The sequence below is a fragment of the Arthrobacter sp. 2YAF22_2 genome (genome assembly GCF_052114645.1).
Lineage (GTDB): Bacteria > Actinomycetota > Actinomycetes > Actinomycetales > Micrococcaceae > Arthrobacter.
In genome coordinates, this window is the sequence record NZ_JBFRFD010000714.1 from 1 (window position 1) to 1,393 (window position 1,393).

At 65.3% G+C, this 1,393-nt stretch carries 1 pseudogene; it reads left to right on the forward strand.

Going from position 1 to position 1,393, the window contains the following annotated elements:
* Positions 1–322: 322 nt before the first annotated feature.
* A pseudogene (locus AB4Y86_RS18950) lies at positions 323–1,393 on the forward strand (amino acid transporter); the annotation flags it as partial.

Below are 1,393 nucleotides of genomic sequence, written 5' to 3' on the forward strand. Positions count from 1 at the left end.
GGATGACATCGAGCGGATGCTCGCACACCAGGACCTTACGAAGCATGTCCGCGTGAAGGACCCCTTCGGACACACCTACCGGCCGGTGCGGCACCGCAGGCACTGGTACCTGCCCGAATCCGCGGGATCCAACCTCTACATGGAAATCCCGGCCACGGCCGTGTCTACCTGACGAAAACGCCAACTCGGAGCTGCGGCCCGGCCCCTGCATCGATCAGGCGTTAAGGATCCATCAAGATCGGCGCAGGACTGCGATCAACGCGAGAAGCCGCTGTTAGTGTCGCAGTGGACGCGATGGCTGGCATCGTGTGGAGAGGCACGAATGACCACGATGAGCAGGCCGCCGGCGGATCCTTCGGCCGCACGCCCGGGCGCCGGTGACAACTTCAAGAGCTGGCTGCTGTTCGGACTTCAGGATGCCAAGGGCTCCCATCAGGGGCCCGGAGCGGTGGGCGACTCGCACCTGAAGAAGCATCAGTGGTGGCAGGTGATGTGCCTGACCGGCGTCGACTACTTCTCCACCCTCGGGTACCAGCCGGCCATCGCCGCCCTGGCCGCAGGCGTGATCTCCCCGCTGGCGACCATGGTCCTAGTGGCTGTCACCCTGCTGGGCGCACTCCCGGTCTACCGCCGCGTGGCCGGCGAAAGCCACCGCGGCGAAGGGTCCATCGCCATGCTGGAACGCCTGATGCCGCGATGGGGCGGAAAACTCTTCGTCCTGGTCCTGCTGGGCTTCGCCGCGACGGACTTCATGATCACCATGACGCTATCGGCAGCCGATGCCACCGCCCACGCGCTCCAGAACCCGTTCACCCCGGGCTGGTTGCAGGGCCAGAACATCCCGGTCACGCTCTTCCTGCTCGCGATGCTGGCCGCGGTGTTCCTGCGCGGATTTAAGGAGGCAATCGGCGTCGCCGTCGTCCTGGTGGGGCTCTACCTTGGACTGAACGTCATCGTGGTCGTGACCACAATCCTCGAGGTCATGGGCCGCCCGGTCGCCGTCGGGGACTGGTGGCAGGCCCTGTCCACCTCCCACGGCAACCCGCTGATGGTCGTAGGCATCGCCTTGCTGGTGTTCCCCAAGCTCGCCCTTGGCCTCTCCGGATTCGAAACCGGTGTGGCCGTGATGCCGCAGATCAAGGGCCGCCCTGGTGACACTGAAGAGCACCCTGCGGGCCGGATCGACGGCGCCCGCCGACTCCTAACAACCGCCGCCGTTATCATGAGCGCCTTCCTCATCACCACCAGTTTCACCACGGTGATCCTGATACCGGAGCAGGAATTTCAGCCGGGCGGCCAGGCCAATGGCCGGGCTCTGGCGTTCCTCGCCCACGAGTATCTCGGCACCGGCTTCGGCACGGTCTATGACATCAGCACTATCGCCATCCTGTGG